Origin of the sequence: Peribacillus sp. NPDC096540, assembly GCF_050278525.1 — a bacterium.
Taxonomy (GTDB): Bacteria; Bacillota; Bacilli; order Bacillales; family DSM-1321; genus Peribacillus.
Genome location: NZ_JBNNTG010000040.1, coordinates 1 through 13,744, shown reverse-complemented (window position 1 = coordinate 13,744; position 13,744 = coordinate 1). Strand labels below are relative to the sequence as shown.

The window sequence follows — 13,744 nt, the reverse complement described above, 5'->3', positions numbered from 1 at the left end:
AAATGTTGTGTAAAAGTTTACAAATACCCTAACCGAAACTGGATTGATTATAGTTTACACAATTTTTAGATTTTTTGAAATAAAAAATTCAAAATTAAATACTAAAAGAAATAATCATTGCTTAATTAAACAAAATAAAATATTATTAAATTAAACACAGGTTTCTAAATAATCTGATAATTTTCATTTGCAGAAAAGGATGTGCTTTTGTTGGTTAAGGTTGCTGCAGTTCAATTACAAGCTATCCCTGGAGAAAGGGATAAAAATATTAAAAATTGTATAGAAATGGTTGAAGAGGCGGCTAAACAAGGAGCTGAATTAATCGTATTACCTGAACTTTGGGTGAGTGGTTACTATTTATCGAAGGAACAATTCCAATCGTTGCAAGAGATTCCGACTGGAGAACTTGTTTCATTATTTCAAAAGCTAGCTCAGAGGTTAAAAGTAATACTCATCGTACCTTTTGTTGAGGGAGAAAATGGAGACCTTTACATATCCTTAGCTGTAATTGAGTCAACAGGGGAAGTCATTGCAACTTATCGAAAATCATTTTTGTGGGGAAGAGAGAAAGAAATCTTCACTCCTGGTGAGAAAGTCTATAATGCAATTGATACATCGAAAGGAAAAATAGGTGTTCTTATTTGTGCTGATATTGAATTTCCTGAACCAAGCCGAATTCTAGCTCTTCAAGGTGTAGAACTTATTATTGTTCCTTCAGTATGGAGTTACGGAGCAGAAACAAGATGGGATATTCAACTTCCTGCGCGCGCACTCGATAATACGGTTTATATTCTTGGCGTAAACACGGTTAATGAAGGGAGCTGCGGAAAGAGTAAATTTGTTGCTCCGAACGGTGTGGTCCTATGTGAAGCTTCAAGAACAGAACAGAGTATTTTAATTCATGATGTAGATTTTTCAATTATTTCCGATGTACGAAAAGTGGTTCCTTATTTGGATGATTTAGACAAGAAATTGTGGCCAAATGCTGCTGCTTTATTTGAATTGGAAAAATAGTTTTTTCGAGATTCATTAAACGAATTATGTGGGAATATAACTAGAGTCTTATAAAAGTTTAATAAAAATCCATTTTTCATTATTAAATGATAAATGGATTTTTTGTTTTATTAGCCAAGAGTCGGCTTTCAAGATCCAACTTTAAGAACATATTAGTGTGTGTTGCCAAAGGATTTCTTTTAATCGACCAGTGCCGAATCTCTTGAGGCATAAGATAACCGTAAATGTGCTGATCTCTGTGTAACTACTGTTATCACAATAATAATTATTCAACTGAAAAAATTCAGAAAATTATTGTTTTTCTGAAATATACACTTTATAATTTACCTAATAAACGTTAGGTGGGGATGAATTGAAAAGGCAAGAATTGATAGATGCAGCTCTTTTGCATTATTCACTACATGGATACCAAGGAGCTACCATGAAGAAAATTGCGGATGAAGTGGGAATAAAACCAGCATCCATTTATTTTTTTTACAAAAACAAAGAGGAATTATTTATCGCTGCTTTTCAACAATTACTTGATAACCATTTAGCCGAAATGAAACGAATTTTAGCTAAAACCAGTTCACAATCAGTTGATCAGATTTTTAGTGAAATGCTTCACGGGATCGTTAAGTATCACAAAGATGATGAGCAAGGGACTATGGCGTATATATCGTTAGTTACGTCACCCATTCCGGAAATTAAACTATATTTACAAAAGTATTTGTTGCATTTTAATGATTGGATGGTTAGTTCACTTGAAGCTCTATTGAGGCAGAGTTATCCGAGCATTTCCGCAGACGAAGTGGACCAAATCATTAAGCAATTTGTTTTACTCGGGAATGGATTATTCTGGGGTATAAACTTGTATGAGGGTCAAGATTTAATGGAACAAGTTCATATTGCAGATCGATTCATCAGCTCCATGTTTAGTGATATAGAGAGGAAAAATGGGCCTCTGTCCAAAAGTGAATAACAAATAGGAAGGTAATGTGTAAGGGAAATATATGAAAGTCATTCGTATTATGACCAGACGAGGAAAGGAGTAAATCATTCAAACATGATTTCAAAGAGGGGAAAAAAGTAAGAAGATATCCCCTGTTTGAATAATAAAAATGTGAAGTCATAACTATGGCAGAAATGGAATGGTTTCCTAAAAGGGGGTGATATAAATAATATAATCATGACAAAGAAATAAAAATGGTTCAGCAGGTCTAATAAAAATAAAGGAGTGTATTCCAATTAAAATTAAAGTAATCATGCCGGTTATATCGGACATTTTTAATGAAGAAATTAGAAGAGAGATTAAATCTTATGTTTCCGAAAACACTGAAGTAGGAGTTTGCAATCTTGATTATGGACCTGAATCAATTGAAAGCGAATATGATGAAGCACTTTGTATACCTAATTTCCTGGAAAAAGCAAAGCAGGCTGAAGAAGAGGGGTATGAGGGTGTAATTAGTGATTGTTTTGGAGATCCAGGTGTGAAGCCTGCAAGAGAAATATTGGATATTCCAGTAGTTGGACCATGTGAGTCATCCATGCTTGTTGCGAGCTCATTAGCAAAATCCTTTTCTATTGTAACGGTGCTGCCTAATGTTGTGCCTATGATTGAAAACATAAGCAAAACTCTAGGTGTAGATGGGAATGTTGCCTCAATTAGGTATGTAAATATTCCTGTTCTAGAAGTTCAAGACAAGGAAAAGTTAAAAAGTGCGTTGTTTGAAGAAATGATAAAAGCAATTGAACATGACAATGCCCATGCTTTAGTGTTAGGGTGTACAGGCTTTATGGGTGTTGCAGCGGAGCTTCAGGAACGATTAACGCAAAAAGGTTATGATGTTCCGGTTATTGATCCCGCATTTGCAGCCACAAAGATGCTTGAAATTTTAATTGCTATGGGGGTTAAACAAAGCCGCTTGACCTACATGACTCCACCTTCTAAACAGAGAGTAAAAAGTTCATAAACTTTTTTAAGAAAAAGAAAACACAACAAGTTAACCCCTGCAAAATAAATTAACGGAATATTCGGTTAATAATTATTGGTATTCATCATAAGAGCTTTAAAAAGGCAGGGAAATCTCCAATTTGATTGATAAAGCTGAGTAACTCATAGGGGGTGAATTTATGGAAGATAATACAAAGTTGGGAGACGATTACTCTCTATCCAGAGTTCCACAAAATGCGAGATTGCCAATGTGGGATATCATGATTGTCAGAGTTGGTGCCCTAGCTACACTTTCTCAATTTATGCTTGGTGCGGCATTAGGATACGGAATGACTTTTTGGCAGGCGTTTTGGGCCATGATGTTTGGAAGTGTCATTTTACAAGTTATAAGTTTTCTAATCGGTTATGCCGGTGCACGTGAAGGTCTTTCAACTAGTCTTTTGTCTCGTTGGACAGGATTCGGCAGGTATGGTTCGAGTATCATTGGCGCGGTCATTGCTTTTTGTACAATTGGCTGGTTTGGGGTACAGAACACTGTTTTTGCAAATGGATTGGTTGGAGCCACCGACGGAAAATTGACCCTCCCAATTGCAGCTGCCATTACCGGATTAGGCGTAACTGCATTGGTTATATTTGGTTTTAAACTATTAAGCATGACAGCCAAGGTTACCGTTCCTGCCTTTCTATTAGTGGTAGGGTTTGGCATCTATCAAGTTCTCAGTGATCATTCCATTTTCAGTTTAATGGGAACGCCGCCTCCGGGAGAGAGTCTTTCTCTGGGCGTGGGTGCAACAATGGTTGCTGGAGGATTCATTATTGGTGCCGTAATCACACCTGACTTCAGTCGGTTTGCCCGAAACGGTAAGGATGTTTTTTGGATGACTACCATTGGTACACTAGTGGGTGAACTTGGTGTAGGAATGATCGCTGTGTTAATGGCCCATGCAGCAAAAACGAGCGATGTTGTCAGCATCATGCTACAAACGTCTGGCTGGCTTGGAGCTGCAGTTGTCGTTTTGTCCACAGTGAAAATTAATAACGTAAATTTATATTCCTCTTCTCTGGGCTTTACTAATATTTTCGATTCTATATTTAAGGTCAAGATGAATCGAGGACTCGTTACACTTGTAATTGGTGCTATCGGAACTTTGCTTTCCATTATGGGCATTCTCGATAGATTTGTAGATTTCCTTGTTTTACTTGGGATCATGATACCTCCAATAGCAGGAATTATGGTGGTTGATTACTTCGTGCTAAAAACGTATCGAAAAGCTCTTGATGAAAGCAGAGAGAAAGGAACATTGCCATCTGAGCCAGAAAAATTGAATCCAGTTACATTAGTTGCCTGGGCAGCAGGATTTGCAAGCGGCTATTTTATTACAGTTGGCATACCATCTATCAATTCCCTTTTAATAAGCGGCATTATCTATTACGCAGGTGTGTTATTTATAAAATCTATCAAAGGGAAAAAAGAGAATAGGGATCATATCGCATCATAATTTTTGAAAATCGGGGGTTTTGAGAAAATGAAGAAATTAGGTAAACAGGAAATTGAAGATATAGCAGTAGGTGCAGCTTTACTCGGAACAGGCGGAGGAGGAGATCCTTATATTGGTAAACTAATGGCTTTACAGGCAATTGAAGAATACGGGGAAATCACATTGTTGGATGTGGATGAAGTTCCTGATGACGCATTAGTAGTTCCTTCCGCGATGATGGGAGCGCCGACGGTTATGTTGGAAAAAGCTCCAAGTGGTGAAGAAGCAACAGCCGCTTTCAAAAACCTCGAATCTTATTTAGGAAAAAAGATTTTTGCAACGATGCCGATTGAAGCAGGCGGAGTGAATTCGATGGTGCCCCTTGCACTTGCTGCAAAGCTTGGCTTGCCTGTGGTGGATGTTGATGGGATGGGAAGAGCATTCCCGGAATTGCAAATGGTCACTTTTTATTTGGATGGAATTGCTGCTACTCCGATGGTGCTTGCGGATGAGAAAGGCAATACTTCACTGCTCTCAACCATAAATAATGTCTGGACAGAAAGGATTGCCCGTGCAGCAACGATTGAAATGGGCGGTTCCACAATGACAGCAATTTATCCAATGACAGGAAAGAATATAAAGGAAAGCGGAATTAGAAATATACTAAGCTTAGAAGAAAAAATCGGTAAGACAATAAGGCTTGCAAAGCAAAATAATGTTGATCCAATAAAAGAAGTGTTGAATAAGGTAGACGGGTTTGAATTGTTCCGTGGAAAAGTGAGTGATATCAACCGCAAGACAGAAGCAGGATTTGCTAGAGGTGTGGCAACATTTGAGGGAATCAATGAGTATAAGGGAGAAAAACTCGAGGTGCGATTCCAAAATGAGCATTTAATTGCACAGACAGAGAAACGCTTGCTTTGTGTCACTCCAGATTTGATTGCCGTGCTTGATGCAGAAACAGGCTTGCCGATCACTACTGAAGGGATCAGATATGGAGCAAGATGCGCGGTAATCGGAATGCCATGCCATCCAAAGTGGCGAACGGAAAAGGGAATTGAAGCTGTTGGTCCAAAATACTTTGGCTATGAAGTCGGTTATGTTCCTGTTGAAGAACTAGTGAAAAAAGGAGGGCTATTATAATGAGTGTTTATCGAATAGGAATTGATGTCGGGGGAACCCACACAGATGCAGTACTTTTAGATCAATATAATCAGGTCATTTCGGAAACAAAATCACCTACAACGGAGGATGTTTCCATAGGCATCTATACGGCAATGAGAAAAATAATCGATGATGCAAAGGTTCCTCGGGAGCAAATTAAATATGCAATGCTGGGTACGACCCATTGTACAAATGCTATTGTTGAACGAAAGAGATTAAACAAAATCGCAGCAATCCGTATTGGTGCTCCGGCTACTTTAGCGGTTAAACCGCTGATCGGCGTACCTGAAGACCTCTGCGCAGTACTTGGAAAATACGTATATCTAATCCGCGGCGGACATGAATTTGATGGCCGGGAGATTGTTGAATTAGATGAAGCCCATTTGTATCAAATTGCCGAAGATATCAATGGAAAAGTGGATTCCATCGCGATTACTTCTGTCTTCTCACCTGTATCGCAAACACACGAACAAAGAGCAAGTGAAATTTTCAAAGAAGTACTGGGAGAAGAAATCTCAATTTCTTTATCTTCAGAAATTGGTTCAGTCGGTTTACTGGAAAGGGAAAATGCGACGATTCTTAATGCAGCTGTAGTAAATGTTGCTAAAACCACTGCGGACGGATTCATCAATGCACTGAAGAATGAAGGAATTGAAGCAAAAGTATTCTTTTGCCAAAATGATGGGACATTAATGTCAATTGAATATGCGGTCAAATACCCAATCTTCACTGTTGCTTGCGGTCCGACTAACTCATTAAGGGGAGCATCCGATTTGAGTGAATTGACCGATGCAATCGTTTTAGATGTTGGGGGAACAACAACAGATATTGGTGTACTAGTTCAATCGTTTCCAAGGGAATCTTCTTTGGCAGTAGAGATTGGAGGAGCCAGAACAAACTTCCGGATGCCTGATTTAATCTCGATCGGACTTGGAGGAGGCACAATAATCCGCATAGGAGAGAATGGAGAGTTCACAATTGGACCAGACAGTGTCGGTTACCGACTGCCAGAAAAAGCCTTGATTTTCGGAGGTGATACTTTAACAACAACTGATGTTGCTGTGGCTCTTGGAAAGGTGGAACTTGGGGATGCTCCAAAAGTGGCTCACCTTGATAAGGAATTATTAAATAGAGTCTATTTAAATATGGTCAATCTGGTCGAAGAAGCTATTGATAAGATGAAAACAAGTGCTGTACCAGTGCCTGTCATTCTCGTTGGAGGTGGAAGCATCCTTTTACCTGAGGAATTAAAAGGTGCATCTGAAGTCATACGCCCCTTACATTCAGGTGTAGCAAATGCCATTGGGTCGGCTATCTCTCAGGTTAGCGGGCAGATTGAAAAAGTATATGCACTAGCTGAAATAGGAAGGGAAACAGCATTGGAACAGGCAAAGGAAATAGCGATGTCAGAAGCAATCAGTGCAGGAGCCAATCCCGAAACGCTTGTAATTGTCGACATAGAAGATGTACCTTTAGCGTATATGCCTGGGAATGCAACTCGTATTCGTGTGAAAGCAGCTGGTGATTTAGCCCAGTCTGAAATGAATGAACTGGTGTAGGCGAGGCAGGGGGTTGTATAGTAGCTATTTATTGTGCTGAGGAATCTTCACTTTTAGCTAAATAAGTGGAAAAAGCAAAGCGCTAAGGTTAGTGGAATTGACGAATTATGGTACTAAAGTTTATAAAATATGACGCTATATTTATTTCTTCGCCACTGAACCATGAATGGAATGGAGTCACTAGAGCTATTTTCCTTGGGAAACAAGGGGACGGAACGAAACACCTTCAATCATTAATAAAATACTTATTATTTTTAATCTATCTGCATTATTAACAGTAAAGGCCTGATCAGAGCCAATATCCGAAAATATCTGACATCCTAAACCGAAAGCTATAAAGAAGGAATCATTGTCACAATTTCCACATTACAGTAAAATTTACCTTTCGGAAAACTCCGCACAAAACAATTATTATTTTTAGCCACATTGTAATTCTATCTGTTTAATTAAATCTATGTAAAACTCTCTTGTATCAAGAGAGTTTTTTGCATGAAAAGTTATTTAGCTAACCGGTAGCTTTGTTAACGACGAGCTAAAAAGAGGAGAAAAAGGGTGATATGTTTGAATAAAAGTTTTTCACATTCACTTTTATAGACTTACTTTTACTTGATTCTGTTTGCGGACTGTTGTTAATACTTATGAAGATAAAATCTGATGAATTGGAGAAATAAAGAGCTGATTAACAAAACCTTAACATTGGGTTAATGTGGTATTAATGTTGTTTGATTATGATTAAACCGTAATAAACAGTAATAAACATTAAGAATCCCACACTAAATGGAGGCACTTTTTATGAATTACAAATTCAAGAAGAATTGTTACAAGTCTATTCAAGCTGTGATGTTAGGAGTGAGTGTACTAGGATTAGCTGCTTGTGGAGCTACTAATGAGGAGGCTGCTCCAGTTGTTAAGAATCCAAGTTCGTTAACCCTGAAAGAAATTGAAACAAAGGCAAAAGAAGAGGGGACAATTAATAGTGTCGGTATGCCTGATTCATGGGCTAACTGGGAAGAAACGTGGAATGAAGTGATGAAAAAATATACATTGAAACACAATGATACAGATTTATCCAGTGCCGAAGAGATTGCCAAAATGGAATCTGAAGGAGAGAATGCAACAGCTGATATCGGCGATGTAGGGATTTCCTTTGGGCCAATCGCGGAACAAAAAGAATTAACGATGCCATATAAAACTTCCTATTGGGACGAGGTACCTGACTGGGCAAAAGATGACAATGGAGATTGGGTTGTTGGCTACCAAGGAACGATTTCATTCTTTACTAATAAAGAATTAGTAGATAACCCGCCAAAATCATGGGATGACATATTAAAAGGCGATTATAAAGTAACAGTTGGAGATGTTCAGCGTGGTACACAGAACCAAATGGCCGTTCTTGCTGCCGCTAAGGCTTACGGTGGTGATGAAACAAATATCCAACCAGGAATTGACTATTTTGCTAAGCTTGCCAAGCAAGGCCGCCTTAGCTTAACTGATGCCAAGCCGGCTAACATCGAAAAAGGGGAAGTGGAAGTTGCCCTTGTTTGGGATTTCAATGCTCTTGGTTACGCTGACCAAATTAACCGCGATCAATTTGAAGTCACCATTCCAAGTGAAGGTTCAGTCGTAAGCGGCTACGCAACTATTATTAACAAAAATGCAAAGCATCCGCATGCGGCGATGGCAACTAGAGAATATATCTTAAGCGATGAAGGACAAATTAACTTAGCTAAAGGATTTGCCCGTCCAATTCGCGATGTAGAACTACCGAAAGAAGTAGCTGAAAAAATGGTTCCAGAAGAACAGTACAAAAATGCAAAACCAATTGAAGATTACAAAGCTTGGGAAGAAACGGCTAAAAAATTACCGCAGCTTTGGCAAGAAGAGGTGCTAGTCCATGTCAAATAAAGTAATAGCCATTATTGTTGATGGTATGAGATAGGATAAAGCATGTGAGGCTCTTGGATTTATTCAACATCTAGTTGAAACAAATCAGGCAGCACTTTACAAAGTAAAGTCGGAACTCCCAAGTCTTTCCCTTCCATTATATGAAGTGTTACTAACGGGTACACCGGCATCAGTGAACGGAATTACGTCCAATCAAGCCGTTCGCTTATCTAATGAGAAAAGTCTCTTTCATCTTACGAAAGAAAACGGCTTAAGAAATGGAACGGTATCTTATTACTGGGTAAGCGAACTTTATAATCGAGCGCCATTCCATTTTATTGAAGATCGAGAGCAAGAGGATGAGTCTAAGCCGATTCAATATGGAAAATTTTATTGGGATGATGACTATCCAGACAGTCATGTGTTAATGGATGCAGAAGCTTTGCGCAGAAAGTATGACCCACATTTTTTATATATTCATCCGCTCGGTGTAGATGTAAAAGGAGAAATTTTCGGTTCGGAATCGAAAGAATATCGTGAACAAATCTTAAAAATGGGAAGCTTGTTGGCACAACTTTTGCCAATTTGGATCAAAGAAGGTTACCACATTTTAATTACATCTGATCATGGCATGAGTGAATATGGCAACCATGGCGGCATAACTGATGGTGAGCGTGATGTCCCGCTCTTTATCATTAGTCCAAAAGTTGAGCCTGGCGTTTACAGTGAAGTAGTTCCGCAATTAGCTTTTGCACCGCTCGTTTGTGAACTTTTAAATATTGAGCCGTCCAATAAAATGATTTCATATCAATTTCCAGGTCTGAAAGGAAAAAATACCCTTTAAAAAAGATACACTATTTAACATTAAAGTGAAGAATGAAGGTTGACGGGAATTGGTTTAACGAACGTACTGTTAAATCAATTCCTGAATTTTTCCAAATTGTTAGAGAACAAAGAGGAGCGAGAAGTCTTGCGAAAAATAAAAAAACAAAAAATTTACTTATTAGCTCTTTTACTGCCATTTATTATTTTTGTGATTGGATTTGAAATAGGACCATTAGTGGCAATGATTAAAAATAGTTTTTATGCAGACGATGGAATTCAAGTTACGATTGATCAATATATCACCATATTTAAAAGTAAATTTTACTTACAAGCCATTCAAAATAGCCTTGTCATTTCTTTATTTTCTGCTGTAACTTCTGTGATTATAGCAGTCATTGCAGCCTATTCGTTTACAAAGTTCTCACAAAAAATACAAAATCGCTTACTGATGATTGCCAATATGACGTCGAACTTTGAGGGTATTCCCCTTTCATTTTCATTTATTATTTTACTTGGAAACAATGGGTTGTTTACGTTGCTTTTTTCTAAGATTGGTTGGGATGTGTTTGCGGATTTTAATTTATATTCATGGACAGGCCTCATTCTTGTTTATATATATTTTCAAATTCCGCTTGCTATTATGCTCATCTACCCGTCTTATCAAGGAATTAAGAAACAATGGAAAGAAGCTTCTTCATTATTAGGAGGATCAACATTATCATTTTGGCTTCACATTGGGATTCCAGTTCTTTTACCTAGTATTGTAGGTACATTCAGTATTTTGTTTGCTAATTCGATGGGAGCTTACGCTACAGCCTATGCATTAGTAGGCAGCAACTATAACTTATTGTCATTGCAAATTGCTTCTCTAGTTGCTAGTGACGTTGCATTAAAGCCGCAGCTAGGTAGTGCGATGGGGGTTCTTCTAGCAGCGACAATGATAGGGGCGATGTGGTTCAATGAACGAATGATGCGCCGCATTAGGAGGGATTTACGATGAAATCTTCATTGACTTTTCATAAGGTGATTGTTGGGTTACTAGTTATATATTTATTAATTCCGCTTGTAGGAACATTTTTATTCTCGATTGCCGGTAAATGGGATCATACCATTTTACCTGAGAGTTATACAATGGATTGGTATATTGAATTATTTCAAGATGAACGATTTTATGATGCTTTTCGACGAACGCTGTTTTTAATTGTCATGTCTGTAGGTCTTAGTGTTGTTATTATGCTTCCGACTATCTTTATCATCACGGTATATTTCAGTAAATGGGAAGGATTACTTCAAGCAGCAGCTATGCTTCCTTATGGAATTCCTCCCATTGTTGGAGCTGTAGGTTTAATCAAGGTATATTCAGATGGACCGATTCAAATTGCCGGAACACCTTGGATTTTAATCGGTGCCTATTTCATAACGATTCTGCCATTTATGTATCAAGGTATTCGTAGCAGTCTTCGTACAATTAATGCTGTGCAGCTTGTTGATGCAGCTGAATTACTCGGTGCTACAAAATTCCAGTCGTTTCGCACAGTGGTGTTTCCAAATATTATATCTGGTATTTTAGTGTCTACCTTATTATCAGTCGCTCTTTTATTTAGTGAGTTTGCTTTTGCCAATTTGCTTGTCGGAGGCCGATTTGAAACCATTCAAATTTATCTTGCCGACAAACTAAACAGCAGTGGTCACTTAACAAGTGCAATTGTTATTACTTATTATTCAATGATTTTACTTTTAACGGGGATTGTATTAAAACTTACGTTTAGAAACGAAAAAAATCCTGTCGTGTCAAATAGGAAGCGAATTCTTTCATTTTTTAAAAAACAACACTGTAATAAAAATACTGCAATAGAAGGTGAAAAGTAATGAGCTATGTAACCATCGATCAAGTGACTAAGGGGTATGAAAATCAAGTCGTTCTAAATGACATTTCTTTAACATTAAAAAAAGGGGAATTTGCTACGCTGCTTGGGCAAAGCGGATGCGGGAAAAGTACATTATTACGTTCCATTGCGGGGCTTGAAGGTGTTGATGTAGGAAGAATCTTAATTGATGGAAAAGATATTACTCATTTATCACCGCGCCAGCGTGAAGTTGGTATGGTATTTCAGTCTTATGCGCTTTTCCCCAATATGACCGTTTTTGACAATATCGCGTACGGCCTTAAAATGAAGAAGGTAAAAAGTATTAAATCAAAAGTGAAAAATATGATTGATATGGTTGATTTAATAGGAAAAGAAGAGTCGTATCCTCATCAATTATCTGGTGGACAACAGCAGAGGGTTGCTCTTGCCCGTGCTCTTGTCATGGAGCCGAAAGTACTGCTTTTGGACGAACCGTTAAGCGCATTGGATGCTAAAATTAGAAAAAGTTTGCAAAAAGAATTAAAGAGAATACAGAAAGAATTAGATATTACAACTATTTTTGTTACTCATGATCAGGAAGAAGCAATGACGATGTCTGATCGAATTTTTGTCATGAATAAAGGAAAAGTTGTACAATCCGGTTCTCCATCAGAAATTTATACTTCTCCAGTCAATACATTTGTTGCAAAATTTATCGGAAATTATAATGTTTGTAATATGGAAGTTTTCCATAAACTTGTTCGAAGCACAGAATTAAAAGGGAATGAAGTCGCCATTCGTCCTGAAGTTTTACAATTAGTTTCTGCTGGTGAGGATAGCTTGGATTTACAAGAGAACTGGGGAATTAAAGGGTTTATTAAAGATGTTTCTATGACAGGAAATGTTTTAAGATATGAAGTAGAAACAGATGAGTCCGCTTTCCTTGTAGACAATCTTCACCACCAAGGGGAAATGTTTGAGCAAGGAGCACGCGTTCATATTGTTGTACCGAAGAAAGAATGCATTATTTTATAAATTATTAATGATCGTGGAGGAAGAAATATGTCTGTTTTGCCAGAAGAAAGAAAGAATGAAATTTTAAAAGAACTTAACAAAATGGGAAAAGTAAAAGTTATGGAATTAGTTGATCAATTTCATGTTTCAGAGGAAACGATTCGACGCGATTTGATGATATTAGAGGAAAAAGGACTTTTAAAGAGGGTTTACGGTGGAGCGATTAAAACAGTCTTTGAATTTGAGGAGCCTCCATTTACACAGCGTACAACGGTGAATCAAGAAGCGAAAATCAAGGTTGGGAAAAAAGCAGTAGAACTCATTTCTAACGGAGATGTGATTGCCATTGATGTAGGGACAACCATGCTTGAATTTGCGCAGTGTATCGAAAATAAAATAGACATTACGATCTTAACCAATTCTCTTCCTGTGTCGTCTGTGTTAACCGAATTGCTCAATCAAAATAAGTTTACAGGACAAATTCTATTGCTAGGAGGACAAATTGATCCAAAACATCAATCTATAAGCGGCGGTCTCACTGAACAAATGTTAAATCAATTTAATATTGATAAAGCGTTCATTTCTGCTGGTGGTGTTTCCATTCAAAGTGGGGTTAGTAATTATCATTTACATGAAACATTAGTTTCACGCAAGATGGTCGAGGTATCAAAGCAAGTTATATTGCTAACGGATTACTCTAAAATTGGTGTCGACACATTTAGTAAGGTTTGTCCTCTAGAAAAAGTCGATGTGATTGTCTGCGAGCAACTATTTCCAGAGGAATGGAGAAATCATTCAAAATTAGAGGGAATCAATTGGATTCAAGCATAGTCAATCCAAAAAAGGACATATCGAGATGGATGAGGGAGTTCTCTCTCTTTTTTGATTGGACTTTTATTGAAGCAGGTATAAAAGCTAGAAAGAGAATTTAATAGATTGAATGAGAAAAGGAGCTATATAGCATGAGTTTCATTGCGATAGATTTAGACGGAACATTATTAAACGACCAGAATGAAATTAGTGAAG

11 protein-coding genes and 1 pseudogene are annotated in these 13,744 nt (G+C 37.7%); all 12 read left to right on the top strand.

The features are described 5' to 3' along the window. Nucleotides 1–201: 201 nt before the first annotated feature. The 12 genes and pseudogenes from ACQKMR_RS24090 (at nt 202) to ACQKMR_RS24035 (ending at nt 13,549) form a co-directional block, all read left to right on the top strand. Nucleotides 202–1,014, top strand: a complete 813-nt coding sequence (locus ACQKMR_RS24090; protein WP_427699551.1) for a nitrilase-related carbon-nitrogen hydrolase — start codon at nt 202–204, stop codon at nt 1,012–1,014. Between the two features lie 352 nt (nt 1,015–1,366). Then, the gene (locus ACQKMR_RS24085; protein ID WP_427699550.1) at nt 1,367–1,975 is read left to right on the top strand and encodes a TetR/AcrR family transcriptional regulator; all 609 of its coding nucleotides are present in this window, start codon (nt 1,367–1,369) and stop codon (nt 1,973–1,975) included. A gap of 283 nt (nt 1,976–2,258) precedes the next feature. Continuing rightward, nucleotides 2,259–2,966, top strand: a complete 708-nt coding sequence (locus ACQKMR_RS24080) for an aspartate/glutamate racemase family protein (RefSeq protein ID WP_427699549.1) — start codon at nt 2,259–2,261, stop codon at nt 2,964–2,966. Nucleotides 2,967–3,126: 160 nt separating this feature from the next. Further along, nucleotides 3,127–4,446 carry a purine-cytosine permease family protein gene (locus ACQKMR_RS24075; RefSeq protein ID WP_427699548.1) on the top strand — a complete coding sequence of 440 codons (1,320 nt, stop codon included), beginning with the start codon at nt 3,127–3,129 and terminating at the stop codon, nt 4,444–4,446. A 27-nt stretch (nt 4,447–4,473) separates the two neighbouring features. After that, on the top strand, nt 4,474–5,568 hold the full coding sequence (locus ACQKMR_RS24070; RefSeq protein WP_427699547.1) for a DUF917 domain-containing protein: 1,095 nt from the start codon (nt 4,474–4,476) through the stop codon (nt 5,566–5,568). Then, nucleotides 5,568–7,148 (top strand): hydantoinase/oxoprolinase N-terminal domain-containing protein, encoded by a 1,581-nt coding sequence (locus ACQKMR_RS24065; RefSeq protein ID WP_427699546.1) that lies wholly within the window; start codon nt 5,568–5,570, stop codon nt 7,146–7,148. Before ACQKMR_RS24070 ends, ACQKMR_RS24065 begins: the two co-directional genes overlap by 1 nt. 792 nt (nt 7,149–7,940) lie before the next feature. Continuing rightward, nucleotides 7,941–9,053 carry an ABC transporter substrate-binding protein gene (locus ACQKMR_RS24060; protein WP_427699545.1) on the top strand — a complete coding sequence of 371 codons (1,113 nt, stop codon included), beginning with the start codon at nt 7,941–7,943 and terminating at the stop codon, nt 9,051–9,053. After that, nucleotides 9,043–9,876, top strand: a pseudogene (locus tag ACQKMR_RS24055) (alkaline phosphatase family protein). Before ACQKMR_RS24060 ends, ACQKMR_RS24055 begins: the two are co-directional and overlap by 11 nt. 126 nt (nt 9,877–10,002) lie before the next feature. Then, nucleotides 10,003–10,857: an ABC transporter permease gene (locus ACQKMR_RS24050; protein ID WP_427699544.1), complete on the top strand. Its 855-nt coding sequence runs from the start codon at nt 10,003–10,005 to the stop codon at nt 10,855–10,857. After that, nucleotides 10,854–11,726, top strand: a complete 873-nt coding sequence (locus ACQKMR_RS24045) for an ABC transporter permease (RefSeq protein WP_427699543.1) — start codon at nt 10,854–10,856, stop codon at nt 11,724–11,726. Before ACQKMR_RS24050 ends, ACQKMR_RS24045 begins: the two co-directional genes overlap by 4 nt. Next, nucleotides 11,726–12,739: an ABC transporter ATP-binding protein gene (locus ACQKMR_RS24040; protein ID WP_427699542.1), complete on the top strand. Its 1,014-nt coding sequence runs from the start codon at nt 11,726–11,728 to the stop codon at nt 12,737–12,739. Before ACQKMR_RS24045 ends, ACQKMR_RS24040 begins: the two co-directional genes overlap by 1 nt. A gap of 27 nt (nt 12,740–12,766) precedes the next feature. Next, the gene (locus ACQKMR_RS24035) at nt 12,767–13,549 is read left to right on the top strand and encodes a DeoR/GlpR family DNA-binding transcription regulator (RefSeq protein ID WP_427699541.1); all 783 of its coding nucleotides are present in this window, start codon (nt 12,767–12,769) and stop codon (nt 13,547–13,549) included. Nucleotides 13,550–13,744 lie beyond the last annotated feature (195 nt).